Here is a 14,019-nt window from a genome sequence, read left to right as displayed (position 1 = left end):
GGTCAGCGCGGCGCGGCCGGGCGGAGCATGGCGGTGGCGCCGGCGGTCACACCCGTGAGGGCGCCGCACGCCTGGAACCCCGACCTCTCGTAGAGCCGCCGGCTCTCGGGCGTGGTCGCCTCCAGGAACACCGCTTCGCCGCGGGCGTCGATCACGCCCAGCCGGTGGTTCAGGAGCGCCGTGCCGACCCCCTCGCCGCGGGCGGTGGCGGAGACGCCGATGTCGACCAGGTGCCAGTAGGGCGGCGGGGGGAGATGGGGGCGGACGGCGAGGTCGTAGCGGGCGAGGGCGAGCAGGGATCCCGGGCCCAGCACCGCGGCCGCGCGCAGCAGCGCCGGCACGGCACGCAGCAGCGGCCCGCCCCCGGCGGGCGACCGCCAGACGGCCACGCCCAGGATCTCGTCGGAGCCGTCGCGCCGTGCGACGTCAACGTCCTGCGGGCGCGACGACAGGACCGCCGCGCGGAAGAGCTCCGTGAGCTTGGCCCGCCGGTTGCGCGCGGCGGGGCGCACCAGCCGGGCCATGACGGGGTCGTCCGCGAAGGCCCCGGCCAGGACGCGGGCGGCGGTGCCGGCCTCGTTGGGCCCGATGTCCCGGACACCGATCACGGCGGCCTCCCCTCCTCGACCGGTCGTCGCGGGACCGGCTACCCATCCGGGGCGGGGAAAGCACCGGAACGGCGGCGGGGAGGGTGCCCGGTTCGAGGAATCGCGCGGCCCGCGCCGGTGGCCACCGGCCGCCGACGGGTGCGGTGCGGCCTTCCGGTGCGGCCGCGTGCCCGCTACTCCAGCCGGAGCCTGCCGGGAGCCTTCTCCTCGATGATCTCGACCAGCCAGTCGAACACCGTGGGCCCCTGGCCCGCTGCGGCCCGGTCGATCCGGGCCTGGACGGCGGTGCGGTTGGCGGGGTGGGCGCGGTCTCGGCGCAGCCGGAGCTGGCGCACGGTCTCGGCGTGGCCCAGGGCCCGGCGCGAGGCTTCGTGGTCGCGCCACTCGATGACGAAGTCGGCGTCGTCGGGGGTGCCGAACCCTCCGCTCAGGCAGTCGGCGAACGCGTCGAGGTTCGTGCCGAAATAGCCGCCCGGGCCGTTCACGGCCTCGCCGATCACCTGCCAGAAGCGGTCCAGGCTGGTGACCTCGCGGCCCTCGATCACGTAGGTCGCTGTCATGAGCGGAGGGTATCCGGACTTTCCGATTGGGGGGTCAGCAGTCGTAGTCGACCAGCCGGAAGGATTCGTAGTGGTCGGCGGTGTAGTAGTCCTCCTGCTCGGAGTCGCCGGTGACGATGCGGCGGGCGCCGCGGTCGGGGGAGCCGGGCGTCTCGACGGTGTACTCGCGGTAGTAGCCGGTCTCCTGCGGCGGGAGGAGGCCTTCCCGGTTCTGGAAGGTCTGGCCGTCCTGGGGGTAGGGGTAGGGGCCGCCGGCCTCGATCAGGTCGAGGGTGTCGTGCGCTTCGGGAGGCAGCGCGGTGTAGCAGACGTTGCCGACGTCGGCCTGCGCCGGGGCGGTCGCGCCGCCGACGAGGAACGCCGTCAGGAGGAGGGAGGCACTGCCGATACGTGTGATCCGGGGGGAGAATCGCATACACAACATTGAGCGGGTCCGGTCCCGCCCGCGTCAATCCCCGCCGAAGGGAACTTCTCGCGAACGAGGCGGGGCGGCCACGATCACGCCACCCCGTTCATGCGTCGGCCTCGGCGGTGCGGCTCCGACGGCTGGGGCGGGCGCGCACGTGGGCCCGCTCGCCCTGCGGACCGAACAGGACGAGGGTCTCGACGGGGTGGCCGTCGGCCGATCCGAGCCAGTGGGGCCACGTGGTGTCGAACTCCGCGGCCTCCCCGGGCGACAGCACGAGGTCGCGGTCGCCGACCACGAGCCGCAGCCGCCCGTTGAGGACGTACACCCACTCGTAGCCGCCGTGGGTCTGCGGCGTCGGCTCCGCCGGCTCGGGGCGGCCCGGGATCAGCATCTTGAACGCCTGCACCCCGCCCGCCCGGCGGGTGAGCGGGACGAACGTCATGCCGTGGCGGTGGATCGGCTGCAAGTGGACCCGCGGATCACCCGTTCGAGGGGCGCCGACGAGGTCGTCGAGCGGCACCCCGTACACCCGGGCCAGCGGCAGCAGCAGCTCCAGCGTGGGCCGCCGGCCGCCGTTCTCCAGCCGCGACAGGGTGCTCTCCGAGGCCCCGGTCGCCGCCGCCACCTCGGCCAGGGTCAGTCCGCGCCGCTTGCGCAGGGCGCGCAGCCGGGGGCCGACCGCGTCCAGCACCTGATCCGCCTCATCCGCCACACGCCTGATCTTGCCATAGCGGCAAGTTCCCGTGCCGTTTTCCGGGGCTCACGCGAGGGTGGTGCGCGACCGGCCACCCGAGGAGAGACAGCATGAGCACGCACGATCGAGCCGCCCGTTTCTGGGACGAGCGCTACCGCACACGCACCGCCGGGTCACCGGCGGCGAAGGTGAACCCCCTGCTCTCCGAGATCGCCGGCCCGCTGCCCCCGGGCACCGCGCTGGACCTCGGGTGCGGGGCGGGCGGGGACGCCCTCTGGCTCGCCGGCCGGGGCTGGCGGGTCACCGCGGTCGACATCGCCGCCGCGGCCGTGGACGCCCTCCGGCAGCGGGCCGAGAGCACCGGCGCCCCCATCACCGCGGTGCGCGCCGATCTCGCCGACGGCGTCCCCGCCGGCACCTTCGACCTGGTCTCCGCGCAGTACCTGCACACCCCGTTCGCCCTGGACCGCGCCCGCGTGCTGCGGACCGCCGCGGCATCGCTCACCCCGGGCGGCCGGCTCGCCGTGGTCGACCACGGCTCCACCGCACCGTGGTCCTGGCCCGCCGACCCCGGCCACCACTTCCCCACGCCCGGGGAGGTGGCCGCGGAGCTGGGGCTCGCCCCCGCCGAATGGACGATCGAACGCGCCGACACCCCGCAACGACGGGCCGCCGGCCCCGACGGCAGCACCGCGACCGTGGTCGACCACGTGCTGGTCATCCGCCGGGCCGGGGCGGACCCGGAGGGGCGCCGATGAGCGCGCGGACGAAACGCGACACCGGGCCGCCCTCGACCGGGCCCGGCGAGAAGGACGTGCTCGCCGGCTTCCTCGACTACCTGCGCGCCGGCGTCGTGGCCAAGGCCGAGGGCGTCCCCGAGACGCAGGTCCGCGCCCCCGGCGTGCCGTCGGGGACGAGCCTGCTCGGGCTGGTCGTCCACCTCACCCATGTGGAGCGCTACTGGCTGCTGGGCCACGGCGTCACCGACTGGCCGGCGACGTTCCGCCCCGCCCCGTGTGAGACGGCCGCGGCCGTCCTCGCCGCCTATCGGGCGACCACGGCTGCGGCGAACGCGCAGATCGCGTCCTGGCACGACCTCACCGCAGCGGGCCCCCGCCCGGCCAGGCCCGGCCGCCCGGCGCCGTCCCGGCGCTGGACGCTGGTGCACCTGATCGAGGAGACCGCACGGCACGCCGGCCACGCCGACATCCTGCGCGAGCTGGCCGACGGCACGACCGGGCGCTGACCGCGGGGGAGGCCCGCCACCCCGGGCGCCGCTACCGGACGGCGGCCGCGACGATGTCCTCGACCTGGCGAACGATCGTCGCGCGGTTCTCCTCGAACTCGGGGTCGGTGACGGTCTCGCCGGATCCGAACTCCAGGATCGGGGTGTGCACGTGGCCGGCGGGGACGTCCCGGCCGGTGGCGTCGCGCAGCAGGGTGTTGCGGTAGGCGATCTCGTTGGAGAGGTAGTCGCCTCCGCCGCCCGCCCGCGCCTCGGAGCCCGGGGTGGGCCCGTCGGGGCGCACCACCGGTTCGGTCTCACCGGCGGGGATCTCGGTCACCTCGGTGTTGTCGATCACGGGGAACGGTTCCCCGGTGGTCTCCTCGACGATGGCCGCGCGGTCCAGGGAGGAGTCCGACCACTGGGGCTGGGGGGTGACGGTGGGGACGCCGTCGGGGATGGGGACCGTCTCCTCGGTGCCGACCGACTCGTTGTCGGGGGCGCCGCCGCGCCAGGCGCCGTTGTGGGCCTCGAGGTCGAATTGGCCCGGCCGGCCCTGGCTGACGGTGATGACCGCGTCGGCCGGCCGGTCACCGGTGTAGTGGGGCAGGAGGGCCTGCTCGACCATGCCATCGGTGAAGTCGCGCCAGCGCACGGGGAAGAGCATGGCCTCGACGACCGCGGTGCCCTCGTCGGTCTCGATCACCGCCCCGTCCAGGGCGAGGGCGGCCGCGCCGGAAGGGTTGGCCTGGCGGATGTCAAAGTCGAGTTGGAACGGGTCGAACCCGGTCACGACGACCCGGCGCACGTCGGAGCGCCCCGGGACGTCGGGGAAGTCCGCGTCGTCCTGGCCGCGGGAGCGGCGGTCCATGTCGGCCACGAGCGCGGCGCGATCGGCCTCGCCCAGCTCGAAGTCGGGCTGCCAGCGGTTGAGGGCCGAGGTCATGCCCAGCCGCGCCCAGTACAGCGGCCGGTCGTCCCCGGCGCTCAGGTCGCCGTCGACGTCCCCGGTCTCCTGGACGCGCTCCACCGCCGCCCGCCACAGCGCGTCGCCGTGCCGCTCGACGATGGCGCCCGCGTCGTCCACGCCGGAGGCCTCGCACAGGTCCCGGGTGAAGCGGTCCACGGCGGAGGCGAACCCGGATCTGCGCAGGATCTCCTGCGGGATCTCCTCGGCGATCAGCTCCTCTTCGACGGTGGCGCCGTCCTCGCCCAGGCAGCCGGTCGCCTCATCGGCCTGCGCCGGGGCGCCCAGGGCGATGACGGGCGCGATGATGAGCGCCGACGCCGCGACGCGAGGGGCCGCCTGCTGGAGACGCGCGCCGGCTCCACTGCCTACGTTCGATGTGCTCAACGGGGTGTCCTCTTCTTCCCAGACGTTCGATCTTCCGGTGCGACACCAGGCTAGAGATCGGCCCGGACCAGGACATCGCCCGCAGGGGCGAGAAGTCCACCGACGAAGGTCGGCATCCGTGGCGGCCACGGCCGACGGATGGCAGGGAGCCGGGCCGGCGACGGCGTCGCGGCGGCCCCGCCGCTCACCGGGTCACTGGAGCAGCCCGGCCGCGACCAGCCCCTGGCGGACGACCTCCGTTTCCGCGTGGTCGGCTTCGACCAGGGGCAGGCGCGAGCCGCCCACGTGGTGGCCGAGCAGGTTGAGCGCGGCCTTGATCGGGATCGGGTTGGTCGTCACGGAGAGCGCCTCATAGAGCGGTCGCAGCCGGGCGTCGATCTCGGCGCGCCGATCGGGTTCGTCGACCATGCGCCGCATCAGCGGCCCGGCCACGTGGCTGGCCACGAGGATGCCCCCGCAGCCGCCGAGGTCGAGGGTGCGGGCGAGGACGTCGTCGTTGCCCGCGTACAGGCCGAGCCCGTCAACGAGGGCGAGGTTGTCGTTGTTCGCCTGCTTGACGTAGTCGATGTGCTCGACCTGGCCCAGTTCGGCGAGCAGGTCGTTGCTCAGGTCGATCCCCGTGCGCGTGGGGACGTTGTACAGCACGACGGGCTTGCCGGAGGCGGCCTTGGCGATCTCGGTGTAGTGGCGCACCAGGCCGCGGCGGTTGGGCCGGTTGTAGTACGGCGCCACCGACAGCACCGCGTCGGCGCCCAGCTCGACGGCGCGTTCGGTCATCGCGCAGGCCTGGGCGGTGTCGTTGGAGCCCGTGGAGGCGATCACGCTCGCCCCGTCCGGCCGCTCGGCGCACGCCAGCTCGATCAGCCGGAGGTGCTCGGCGTTGCTCAGGGTGGCCGGCTCCCCGGTGGTCGCGGCGACCACCACACCGTCCGACCCGTTGGCGAGCACGTGCCGCAACAGCGACACGAACCCCTGCTCGTCGACCCGCAGGCCGTCATCGAACGGGGTGACCAGCGCCGTCAGCACCGCCCCTAGCGGTGCCTCGCTTGAATCCGTCATATGTGACCGTCCTTTCGATAATCGTTGTATCGCTCCGGCCTTTCGACCGGCAAGGCCGCCCCACTTTCGTCGCGGTCAGCGGTCGCCCAGGTGGGCGTCGTCCGCGTCGCGGAGGGCCGCCTTGTGGGGGCGGGGGAGCGCACGGACCGGTGATGCGCCCACACGGCGAGGCCCAGCAGGGCGAAGGAGGCGCCGGCCAGGCAGGAGGCCCACCAGCCCCAGGTGGTGTACAACCACGCGGAGGTGACGGCTCCGAGGGCAGATCCCAGCGAGTAGAACCCCATGTAGGCGCCGATGACGCTGCTTGCACGGTCCGGGTGCGCCGTGGTCAGCAGGTGCTGGCCGGCGACGTGGACGGCTTGGACGGCGAAGTCCAGCAGGACGATCCCGGCGACCAGAAGCCACAGGGTCGGCTCGGTGTGCGCGATGAGCGGCCAGGATGCGGCCAGTAGCGCAAGGGACCACCCGCTGACCGGCTGGGCGTGGCCGCGGTCGGCCCACCGTCCCGCGCGGGCGGCCCCGAGGGCTCCGGCGAGGCCCGCCAGTCCGAAGAGGCCGATCTCGGTGGTGCCGAACGACCACGGCTCGGCGCCGAGCGGGAGGGCCAGGCCGCTCCAGAGGGTCCCGAAGGACGCGAAGAGGAAGAAGGCGATGAGGCCGCGGCCGAGGAACAGCCGGTCGGTGGCCACCAGCTGCGCCATCGTGCCGATCGCCTGCGTGTAGCGCCCCTGGGACGTTCTGGGGTCGGGGGCCAGGCCCAGGCGGACGGCCACGGCGAGCGCGGCGCACAGCAGGGCGAGCACCAGGTAGACGGCGCGCCAGCCCACCGTGTCGCCCAAGGTGCCCGCCATGACGCGGACCCCGAGGATGCCGATCACCACCCCCGACGTGACCGCGCCGATGTTGCGCCCCCGTTCGCCCGGTGCGGAGACGGCGGCGACATAGGCCACGGCGACCTGCACCACGACCGCGAAGAACCCGGCGGTCGCCAGCCCCGCCACCGCGATCGGGCCGTTCGGGGCGAGGCCGGCGGTCGCGGCGCCCACGGCGACCGCCACCAGGTGGCCGGTGATGAGGCGCCGCCGGTTCACCACATCGCCGAGGGGCACCAGCAGGATCAGGCCCGCGAGGTAGCCGAACTGGCCGGCGGCGGCCAGCCACCCCAGCGACTCCGGCGCCACGCCCAGTTCGGCTCCCGCGGCCTTCAGGACCGGCTGGATCGCGTACACCGTGGACACCGCCACTGCACACACCACGGCCAGGACGCTGCGCTGGGCGCCCGTCACCCCTGTCACCGCCACACCCCCGTTTGGTTTCGAAATGAAACCATTGGAGACTAGGGCACAATGGTTTCAAAGTGCAACCAATAGAGAGGGGGTCCGATGGCGGAGAGGGAACCCGGACGCGAGTGGACCGATCCCACGTGCCCGGTCGCCCGGACGATCGATCTCGTCGGCGACCGGTGGAGCCTGCTCATCGTCCGCGACGCCATGGACGGCCCGGCGTCCTTCACCGAGTTCCACCGGCGCCTCGGCATCGCCCGCAACATCCTCAGCGACCGGCTCCGCAAGCTCGTCGACCACGGCATCCTGAGCACCAGCCCCAGCGGCCGGCGGCACGTCTATGAGCTGACCGGGGCCGGAAAGGACCTGTTCACCGCCATCGTGGCGCTGAGGCAGTGGGGCGAGCGCCACGCCTTCACCGACGGCGAGCCCCGCTCACGCCTCACCGACGCCGAGGGGCGCCCCCTCGCCGAACTCCGCCCCCGGGGCCACGACGGCACCCCCGTGACCACCGATACCACCCGTGTGGAGAGGGTCGTCTGAACACAGGGCGCCCGCCCGGGCCGCGACCATCAGGGGTCCGGATCCGGGCGAGCGGGGTCGGCGGAGGGCGGCCCGCCCATCCGGCGATGGTGACCGCGGTCACCTCACGGGGTTGACGGCGCCGGAGCCGCGGCGTTAGGTTCCCTGCGACTGGTAAAACGTTTCAACCATTCCATTCCCGCTGGTGCACGCCGACTCGACCGGGCACCGCATGGACGCAGGACCGCGGAGCCGCCGCTCCCGGTGCCGCGGCCGAGGACGGCGCCCCCATCCCCCCGCTGACGGGAGAGCCGATGTCCCACCGACCGCCACTGATCGCACTCGCCCTCCTGCTGACCCTAGGACTACTCGTGGCCCCGATGAGCTCGCCGCCGGTCGCCGCGTCGACCGATGCGGCACCCGTCGATCTGCGCGTGGAGGACGCCCCGGACCCCCTGGGGATCGACGTCGCGCAACCGCGCCTGTCGTGGCGGCTGGAATCGCAGCACCCCGGGGTGCGCCAGAGCGCCTACCAGATCCAGGTGGCCGGCTCGCGAAGCGCCCTGCTCGACGGCGACGCCGATGTGTGGGACCCCGGCACGGTCGAATCCGGCGCCTCCGCCCACATCGCCTACGTCGGCCCCGACCTGGAGCCCGCCACCCGCTACCACTGGCGCGTGCGCATCCGCGACGCCGGCGGCGCCTGGACCGAGTGGAGCTCCCCCTCCTGGTGGGAGACGGGCCTGCTCGACGACGCCGACTGGCAGGGCGCCGCATGGATCGGCAACCCTGACAGCCCCCAAGACCCCGGCGTCCCCGAAGCCGACCATCCGGCCGCACCGCGGTTCCGCTACGAGTTCGACTCCGGCGGCCCGGTCGAGCAGGCACGCCTGTACCTGAGCGGCCTGGGCTACTCGGTCGCGCACATCAACGGGGAACGTGTGGGCTCGGCCGTGCTCGACCCCGGCCAGACCGACTACAGCGACACCGCGTTCTACGTGAGCCACGACGTCACCGCCCTGGTGGCCGAAGGCGCCAACGCCATCGGCGTCGAACTGGGCCGCGGGTTCTACGGCATCAGCACGGAGAACGCCTGGAACTGGAACACCGCGCCCTGGTGGTCCGACCCCGAGCTGCGGGCCCTGCTGGTCATCACCCACCCCGACGGCACCACGAGCACCGTCGCCTCCGGCGAGGACTGGACCACCTCCCTGGAGGGGCCCACCCGCTACGACGAGGTGTTCGTCGGCGAGACCTACGACGCTCGCAGCGAGCAGCCCGGCTGGAGCACGCCCGGCTACGACGGCGCGGCGCACTGGGACCGGGCCGAAACGACCCCGGGACCCGGCGGCGAGCTGCGGGCACGGCCGCACGAACCCGTCCGGGTCGCCGAGACCATCACCCCCGTGGAGATCACCGAGCCCGAACCCGGGGTGTACGTCTTCGACCTCGGCGTCCAGATCGCCGGATGGGCCCGGCTGAGCGTCGAAGGCGACGCCGGCACCGAGGTCTCCCTGCGCTACGGCGAACGGCTCGGCGACGACGGCCTCGTCTCGATCCCCCAGTACGACGACTTCCACACCGTCCCCCGGGCCCAGACCGACCTCTACACCCTCGGGGACCGCGCGGGGCCCCAGACCTGGGAGCCCTCCTACACCTACAAGGGGTTCCGGTTCGTCGAGGTCCGCGGGCTGCCCTCGGCCCCCACGACCGGCACCCTCCAGGGCAGGTGGACGCACAACGACTTCGCGTCCATCGGCCACTTCGACAGCGGTTCGGAGCTGCTCAACACCATCCGCGGCAACACCCGCCGGGCCCTGCTCAACAACCACCAGCACATCCCCACCGACACCCCGGTCTATGAGAAGGCCGGCTGGACCGGCGACGCGCAGCTCACGGCCACCACCGCGAGCTATGAGTTCGACATGAGCCGGTTCCACCGCAAGTACCTGGACGACATCCTGGACTCCCAGCTGCCCTCGGGCGAGCTGCCCACCATCGTCCCCACCTCCGGCTGGAGCTACGAAGGCGCCCCCGGGTGGCCCGCCGTCCACGGCCCCACCCCCGAATGGGACATCGCCCTGTTCACGATGGCGCTCAACCTGTACGAGATGGAAGGCGACGTGCGGGTCCTGGAGCGGTACTACGACGCGATGAAGCTGTACTTCTCGTGGGTGGACGCCCGCGTGGACGAGGACGGCCTCTACCCCTACGGCCTGGGCGACTGGGTCGCCCCCGGCGGCGAGCCGCCGGAAGGCCCGGTGCTGAGCGCGACGGCCCACGTCCACCTCATGGCCGGCCAGCTGACCGAGATCGCCCAGATCCTCGACCGGCCCGACGACGAGGCCTTCTACCGGGACCGGGCCGACCAGATCGGCGCGGACTTCAACCGGGCCTTCCTCGACGAGGAAGCCGGCCTGTACCGCACCCCCGGGGTCGATGAGTACCGGCAGACCTCCAACATCCTGCCGCTGGCCTTCGGCCTGGTCCCCGACGAGCACGTGGAGGCGGTCGTGGACAACCTCGTCGCCGACATCCGCGACCGCGGCGACCGGCTGAACACGGGGGTCATCGGCACCCGCTACCTGCTGCCCGTGCTGTCCCACCACGGCAGGATCGACGTCGCCTACGCGGTGGCCACCCAGACCGAGGAGCCGAGCTGGGGCTACTGGGTCGAGCTCGGCAACACCTCGCTCCAAGAGCACTGGCAGGCCGACACCCGCTCCCTCAACCACCACTTCTTCGGCTCCATCGGCCATTGGATGTACGCCGACCTGGCCGGGATCACCCCGGCCGAGCCGGGCTACGCCACCGTGCGGTTCAAGCCCCACCTCCCTCAGGACCTGGACCGCGCCGAGGCCGCCACCGAAACGGTGCGGGGCCAGGCCGCGTCGAGCTGGCGCCGCGACGGCGACGGGGACCTGGAACAGGAGGTCGTCGTGCCCCCCAACGCCACCGGTGAGGTCCACGTCCCCCTCCTCGGCCAGGATGCCGACGAGGTGGCGGCCCCGCCCGAAGCCGAGTTCGTGGAGGAGCGCGCGGGCTACGCGGTCTACACGGTCGGGTCCGGGGCGTGGCGGTTCGTCGTGGACTAGGCCGGGCGCGTCGAAGGTCCCGGCCCTCGGGGCAGGCGCGTGCGCCTGCCCCGAGGGCGGCCGGCGTTCAGGCGAGCGTCGCGGCGTCGATGACGAACCGGTAGCGGACGTCGGAGGCCAGCACGCGCTCGTAGGCGTCGTTGATGTAGTCGGCGCTGATGAGCTCGGTCTCGGGCAGGATGTCGTGCTCGGCGCAGAAGTCGAGCATCTCCTGGGTGACGGGGATGCCGCCGTTGGCCGAGCCCGCGATGCTGCGCCGCCAGGCGATGAGCGGCATCGCCTGGACCTGGACCGGCTCGGTCGGCGCCCCCAGGATGACCAGGGTGCCGTCCACGGCGAGCAGGTCGACGTAGGCGCTGTAGTCCAGCCCGGCCGAGACGGTGTTGAGGATCAGGTCGAACCCGCCGGCCAGCTTCTCGAACGTGGCCGGGTCCTCGGTGGCGTAGTAGTGGTCCGCGCCGAGCTTGAGGCCGTCCTCCCTCTTGTCGAGCGTGCGCGAGAGCACGGTCACCTCGGCGCCCAGCGCGTGGGCGAGCTTGACCCCGATGTGGCCCAGGCCGCCCATGCCGATGATGGCGACCCGGGTTCCGGGGCCGGCGTTCCAGTGCTTGAGCGGGGAGTACAGCGTGACGCCCGCGCACAGCAGGGGTGCGACCTTGGACAGGTCGAGGGAGTCGGGCACCTTCAGCACGAAGCGCTCGTCGACGACGATGGCCTGGGAGTAGCCGCCCTGGGTGATGGTGCCGTCGGCGTCGAGGCCGTTGTAGGTCTGGAGGTTGCCCTTGAGGCAGTACACCTCTTCGCCCTTGAGGCACTGCTCGCACGTGCCGCAGGAGCCGGACTCACAGCCCACCCCCACCCGGTCGCCGACCCTGTGCCGGGTCACCTGTGAGCCGACCGCGCGGACCACGCCGACGATCTCGTGGCCCACCACCTGCGGGTAGGTGATGGGACCCCAGTGCCCGCGGACGGTGTGGATGTCGGAGTGGCAGATGCCGGCGTAGGCGATCTCGATGAGGACGTCCGTGGGCCCCACGTCGCGGCGCTCGATCGTGACCGGAATGAGCGGCTCGGTGGCCGAGGTGGCCGCGTAGGCGTTCACTGTGGGCATGCGATCCCCCTTGCTTGTTCCCGCCGGGGCGACCCCGACCTGGGAAGTTCATATGGTGCCGCCTCCCATGCAACTGCGGCCGGGGCGCACGGGGAAGGTCGCGCTTATCGGGGGGACAGGCTCGACCTCCCTGCCCTGAGCGGACCGTTCCGATGGGGCAGGCCGGCCTACTCCATATCGTTTCGTTGGACTGAAAACGTTAAGTAATAACGTAATAGGCCATGACGGTGGCACGGAGATCCCCGGGGGGCTGGATTCCTGACTACCGATAAGTGAACCTTATCGGTAGTCAAACCAAGATTGAGGTTTCTCGGCGCCCTGAGCCCGTCCCATTACGTTTGCGGGCCCGTCGGCCACCGCCGCCACCTGCGCAAAACGCGATGGGTACAGCCCCGGCTGTACGGACCCGCTGGCCGCGACGCGACCTTCCGCGGGCCGACCGGCGCGATGCTCGCGGCCGAATTGCGGCTGCACGGTGTGCGGGTACGCGTTCTCGAGAAGGAGACCGAGCCCGTGTCCTTCATCTGCATCGTCGCTCTGCACATCCGCAGCCTCGATCTGATGGCGATGCGCGGACTGCTGGATCGCATGCGCGAACACGGGCGACAGCGCCCGGCCGACTGCGCACCGACCTCGTCCCCGATGACCTGCCCCGGATCATGGCCATGCTGACAAGCACGTTGTGGACCATGGACCCCGGCAGCCAGGGGTGGCGGCGCTACCTCGCCGGCGTCCCCGACGGCCTGGCCCCCGAGGACGCCGGCCCCTTGCCCCCGCCGGTCCCCGTGGCCAAAGGCCCCACAGCGGGCGACTGGCTCCTGTGACCGCGGAGGGCGTTCACGGCCTACGGCCGTGAAAAGTGCGGCGCAGGTCGTTCACCCAGGCGTCGGGGTTCTCCCAGGGGATGAAGTGGCCGCCCCGGTCGTGGGCGTTGACGTTGACATGGTTGAACCAGGCGCCCTGCGGGCCGGTCCTGAACGCCTGGACGCGCTCGGCGGCGGTGTGGATGCCGGGCGGGTTCTCGTAGGTGACGAAAGTGAGGCCGACCGGGGCCTGCACGACCGGGGTGCGGTAGTGGGCGGCGGCCCAGGGGTAGCGGTTGGCGTTGGCGTAGTAGCGCATCGACGTGGCGATCGAGTTGTTCGCCCAGTAGATCGTGGCGTGGGTGAGCAGGTCGTCCTTGGTGAAGACGGATTCGACGTCGCCGCCGTTGTCGCTCCAGGCGTTCCAGCGCTCCAGCAGCCAGGCGAGCAGGCCGGCGGGTGAGTCGCTCAGCCCGTGGGCGAGGGTGGCGCCGTCGAGCATGTGCACGGTGAGGTGGGACGCCGAGCGGTGGTCCAGCTCGATGATCCGGGCGCGGATATCGGCGGGCTGGTCGTCGGTCAGGGGCCGGTTCCGGGCGAAGTCCCAGGCCCGAGGGCCGTTGAAGAAGTCGAGCGGCAGGCCGGAACCGATGTGGATGCCGTACAGCTCATCGGCGTACTTGTGGCCGAGCTGGCTGGAGACGATCCCGCCGATGTCGCAGCCCCCGGCGGCGTACTTCTCATACCCCAGGGTCTCGGTCATCAGCGTGTGCCAGAGGTCGGCGACCTTCCAGAAGTTGACGTCCGGGAAGCCGGTGAGCGGGCCGGGGAAACCGAAGCCGGGCAGCGAAGGCACGATGACGTCGAAGGCGTCGGCGGCGTCACCGCCGAACGCGGCCGGGTCGGCGAGCGGGTCGATCACCTTCGACCAGTGCCAGAACGTCCACGGCCAGCCGTGGGTGAGGATCAACGGGATCGGCCGGGGGCCGCGTCCGGGCTTGCGCATGAAGTGCACCGGAACACCGGCGACGCTCACCCGGTAGTGCTCGTGGACGTTGATGGCGGCCTCGGCCTTGCGCCAGTCGTAGCCGTCCCGCCAGTAGGCGACCAGCTCGCGGAGGTAGCCGCCGGGGACGCCGTAGGTCCAGTCCTCATTCCCCTCGTCCAGCGGGGCACGGGTCGATGCGAGGCGGGCGCGCAGGTCGTCGAGGACCTCGTCGGAGACGTGGATCGGAACGGGCTTCAGGGGGAAAGCGTGCGGGGTGCTCATCGCGTCGTTCCTCACCAGGCATCTTG

The 14,019-nt window shown here is 72.4% G+C and carries 15 protein-coding genes; 6 read left to right on the top strand and 9 right to left on the bottom strand.

Annotated elements, in window-relative coordinates; translation table 11 throughout:
- Positions 1 to 2: 2 nt before the first annotated feature.
- The 4 genes from ACFOVU_RS16955 to ACFOVU_RS16940 all read right to left on the bottom strand — a co-directional run bounded on the left by ACFOVU_RS16955 (position 3) and on the right by ACFOVU_RS16940 (position 2,289).
- Positions 3 to 608: a GNAT family N-acetyltransferase gene (locus ACFOVU_RS16955; RefSeq protein WP_378534716.1), complete on the bottom strand. Its 606-nt coding sequence runs from the start codon at positions 606 to 608 to the stop codon at positions 3 to 5.
- Positions 609 to 781: 173 nt separating this feature from the next.
- Positions 782 to 1,168, bottom strand: a complete 387-nt coding sequence (locus tag ACFOVU_RS16950) for a barstar family protein (RefSeq protein ID WP_378534714.1) — start codon at positions 1,166 to 1,168, stop codon at positions 782 to 784.
- A gap of 34 nt (positions 1,169 to 1,202) precedes the next feature.
- Positions 1,203 to 1,583 (bottom strand): ribonuclease domain-containing protein, encoded by a 381-nt coding sequence (locus tag ACFOVU_RS16945; RefSeq protein WP_378534712.1) that lies wholly within the window; start codon positions 1,581 to 1,583, stop codon positions 1,203 to 1,205.
- Positions 1,584 to 1,680: 97 nt separating this feature from the next.
- Entirely contained in the window at positions 1,681 to 2,289 is a 609-nt protein-coding gene (locus tag ACFOVU_RS16940; protein WP_378534710.1) for a helix-turn-helix domain-containing protein, read from the bottom strand.
- Between the two features lie 92 nt (positions 2,290 to 2,381).
- On the opposite strand from ACFOVU_RS16940, the gene ACFOVU_RS16935 reads away from it, so the two are divergent.
- Both ACFOVU_RS16935 and ACFOVU_RS16930 read left to right on the top strand, forming a co-directional pair.
- Positions 2,382 to 3,029, top strand: a complete 648-nt coding sequence (locus tag ACFOVU_RS16935; protein ID WP_378534708.1) for a class I SAM-dependent methyltransferase — start codon at positions 2,382 to 2,384, stop codon at positions 3,027 to 3,029.
- Positions 3,026 to 3,517, top strand: a complete 492-nt coding sequence (locus tag ACFOVU_RS16930) for a mycothiol transferase (protein WP_378534706.1) — start codon at positions 3,026 to 3,028, stop codon at positions 3,515 to 3,517. Before ACFOVU_RS16935 ends, ACFOVU_RS16930 begins: the two co-directional genes overlap by 4 nt.
- Positions 3,518 to 3,548: 31 nt before the next feature.
- Here ACFOVU_RS16930 and ACFOVU_RS16925 read toward each other — a convergent pair whose 3' ends face one another.
- From ACFOVU_RS16925 to ACFOVU_RS16915, 3 genes are all read right to left on the bottom strand, one after another.
- Positions 3,549 to 4,850 carry a pyroglutamyl peptidase gene (locus tag ACFOVU_RS16925; protein WP_378534704.1) on the bottom strand — a complete coding sequence of 434 codons (1,302 nt, stop codon included), beginning with the start codon at positions 4,848 to 4,850 and terminating at the stop codon, positions 3,549 to 3,551.
- A gap of 192 nt (positions 4,851 to 5,042) precedes the next feature.
- Positions 5,043 to 5,909 (bottom strand): 4-hydroxy-tetrahydrodipicolinate synthase, encoded by an 867-nt coding sequence (gene dapA, locus ACFOVU_RS16920; RefSeq protein WP_378534702.1) that lies wholly within the window; start codon positions 5,907 to 5,909, stop codon positions 5,043 to 5,045.
- On the bottom strand, positions 5,906 to 7,204 hold the full coding sequence (locus tag ACFOVU_RS16915) for an MFS transporter (RefSeq protein ID WP_378534700.1): 1,299 nt from the start codon (positions 7,202 to 7,204) through the stop codon (positions 5,906 to 5,908). Before ACFOVU_RS16915 ends, dapA begins: the two co-directional genes overlap by 4 nt.
- Positions 7,205 to 7,291: 87 nt before the next feature.
- Between ACFOVU_RS16915 and ACFOVU_RS16910 the strand changes: the two genes are divergently transcribed.
- Positions 7,292 to 7,735 (top strand): winged helix-turn-helix transcriptional regulator, encoded by a 444-nt coding sequence (locus tag ACFOVU_RS16910; RefSeq protein ID WP_378534698.1) that lies wholly within the window; start codon positions 7,292 to 7,294, stop codon positions 7,733 to 7,735.
- A gap of 293 nt (positions 7,736 to 8,028) precedes the next feature.
- Positions 8,029 to 10,809 carry a family 78 glycoside hydrolase catalytic domain gene (locus ACFOVU_RS16905; protein ID WP_378534696.1) on the top strand — a complete coding sequence of 927 codons (2,781 nt, stop codon included), beginning with the start codon at positions 8,029 to 8,031 and terminating at the stop codon, positions 10,807 to 10,809.
- 67 nt (positions 10,810 to 10,876) lie between these two features.
- On the opposite strand, the gene ACFOVU_RS16900 is transcribed toward ACFOVU_RS16905, so the two are convergent.
- Positions 10,877 to 11,920 (bottom strand): NAD(P)-dependent alcohol dehydrogenase, encoded by a 1,044-nt coding sequence (locus tag ACFOVU_RS16900; RefSeq protein WP_378534694.1) that lies wholly within the window; start codon positions 11,918 to 11,920, stop codon positions 10,877 to 10,879.
- Positions 11,921 to 12,367: 447 nt separating this feature from the next.
- Between ACFOVU_RS16900 and ACFOVU_RS16895 the strand changes: the two genes are divergently transcribed.
- Complete coding sequence (locus ACFOVU_RS16895) at positions 12,368 to 12,592, top strand: FAD-dependent monooxygenase (RefSeq protein ID WP_378534692.1); 225 nt, start codon at positions 12,368 to 12,370, stop codon at positions 12,590 to 12,592.
- Positions 12,580 to 12,744 (top strand): hypothetical protein, encoded by a 165-nt coding sequence (locus ACFOVU_RS16890; protein ID WP_378534690.1) that lies wholly within the window; start codon positions 12,580 to 12,582, stop codon positions 12,742 to 12,744. Before ACFOVU_RS16895 ends, ACFOVU_RS16890 begins: the two co-directional genes overlap by 13 nt.
- 13 nt (positions 12,745 to 12,757) lie before the next feature.
- On the opposite strand, the gene ACFOVU_RS16885 is transcribed toward ACFOVU_RS16890, so the two are convergent.
- Positions 12,758 to 13,993 carry an epoxide hydrolase family protein gene (locus ACFOVU_RS16885; RefSeq protein WP_378534688.1) on the bottom strand — a complete coding sequence of 412 codons (1,236 nt, stop codon included), beginning with the start codon at positions 13,991 to 13,993 and terminating at the stop codon, positions 12,758 to 12,760.
- Between the last annotated feature and the right edge of the window lie 26 nt (positions 13,994 to 14,019).

The sequence above is a fragment of the Nocardiopsis sediminis genome, assembly GCF_042650565.1.
Taxonomy (GTDB): Bacteria; Actinomycetota; Actinomycetes; order Streptosporangiales; family Streptosporangiaceae; genus Nocardiopsis_B; species Nocardiopsis_B sediminis.
Note: the sequence above shows the minus strand (reverse complement) of the source record. Positions and strands in the feature narration are given on the sequence as shown.